The sequence below is a fragment of the Streptomyces sp. NPDC006283 genome, assembly GCF_040613325.1.
GTDB lineage: Bacteria > Actinomycetota > Actinomycetes > Streptomycetales > Streptomycetaceae > Streptomyces.
Genome location: NZ_JBEXRZ010000454.1, coordinates 1 through 1,625, shown reverse-complemented (window position 1 = coordinate 1,625; position 1,625 = coordinate 1). Strand labels below are relative to the sequence as shown.

General features: G+C 66.2%; 2 protein-coding genes. One reads left to right on the top strand and one right to left on the bottom strand.

The genetic code is table 11. The annotated features are described in order from the left end of the window. Positions 1-148 (bottom strand): IS3 family transposase (locus tag ABZ070_RS37230; RefSeq protein ID WP_356640620.1); only part of this gene is annotated, 148 nt, incomplete at its 3' end. 851 nt (positions 149-999) lie between these two features. On the opposite strand from ABZ070_RS37230, the gene ABZ070_RS37225 reads away from it, so the two are divergent. Next, entirely contained in the window at positions 1,000-1,545 is a 546-nt protein-coding gene (locus ABZ070_RS37225; RefSeq protein ID WP_356640618.1) for a tyrosine-type recombinase/integrase, read from the top strand. Positions 1,546-1,625 lie beyond the last annotated feature (80 nt).

The window sequence follows — 1,625 nt, the reverse complement described above, 5'->3', positions numbered from 1 at the left end:
CCTGCATGCCGGCGGCCCGCATCAACCCGGCGACTCGGCGGCGTCCGCACTCCTGGCCCTCTCGTTGCAGGACGGCATGGACGCGCCGAGCGTCGATCTCGGCCTTGAACTCCGACGTGAACGAGCGGCGAGGCTTCTTCTTCCCCATGCTCTTCATGATGGACATCCTCCCGGGGACGGACCCTGACCTCGGATGTCCGGCAAAGCGGATCAAGCCCGAGTCGCATCCGATGCGAAATTCTCGCGTCAGATGCGATAGACGGAGAGTGATGACGGATGGGTGGGGACGGTCTCGTTCCAGGGTCTGCTCGGCTGCACCTGATCGACGGCCTGCCGTTGCTGCGGCCGGACGAGCAAGTCTTCGAGGCGATGATCAAGGGCTGGCGCAATCAGCAGGTGGCCCGGAATCTCTCACTGGGGGTACGTCAACGACCAGGAACGCACGGTCGGGCCTTCACCCGGCATGCCGATGCGATGCCGGGCAGTGGACGCCGCAGCACGTCGACGAATGGTCAGCCGATCTGCGGGCTGTGCACGGCTGCGTCCGCTCCACCCTGCCAACTACCAAGGTTCTGTACGGCAGTTCTGCGACTTCCTGACCAACCCAGCCTACGGCTGGAGCGACGAGTGCCTGCGGTACTTCGGCACTCACCCGGTCCAGGTGGTTTACAACTGGAATGCTGCAACGCATGCTGGCGAAGCCGAGGGCGAGCCGGAACGACGGGCCTTCACCCGGCCCGAGCTGGAAGCGTTCTTCGATCATGCCGACGAGGAGGTCTTGCGCGTTCGCGGCAAGGGCCGCAAGGGCTGGCTGTCGGCCTTCCGGGACGCCGTCTTGTTCAAGGTCGCGTACGCCTACGGGCTGCGCCGCAATGAGACCCGGATGCTGGATCTCACGGACTTCGTCGAAATCCGGAGGGCCGGGAGTTCGGTGAGTTCGGCACCCTGCTGGTCCGCTACGGCAAGGTCAAGAAGAGGTCGCCGCCCAAGCGTCGCAGCGTGCTCACCGTCTGGCACTGGACACCCGGCACGATCGAGGAATGGATCAGCGAGGTGCGGCCCGGGACGCGCCATTCGACCAGCCGGGCCCTCTGGCCGTCCGAGCGCCCCGCGGATCGGGCTCCAGCGCCTGGAATCCGCTTCGCCGCCTATCGGGACGCCGCCGGCCTGGACCCCGCGCTGGAGTTCCACTCGCTGCGCAGGTCCTACATCACCCACCTGATCGAGGACGGACACGACCCGCTGTTCGTCCAACAGCAGGTCGGCCACGACCACGCCTCCACCACCGCGATCTACACCTGCGTCTCCTCCTACTTCCGCACCCGCTCCCTGCGTCGCGTCCTGGACGCCACCATCGAGACCACAACCAACCGGCCTGACCTCTTGCCCAGCGTCATGGCTCGTGGGCATCAGCCGCGAATACGCGACACCCCAACATGCGGGCCTACCAGTCCCGGCGCCGTCAAGCTGACCCGAGCTTCCAGGTCCGCCTCCTCACGCAGGGCAGTCGTCAGCTGGGCGGGGTTGGCACTACTGAGGTTGTAAGCGTGGTGTCGTCAGTGTGAGGCCGGTCGCGGTGAGGCATCCGTCGACGATCTGACTGCAGTGCTGGATCTGGCGCAGGC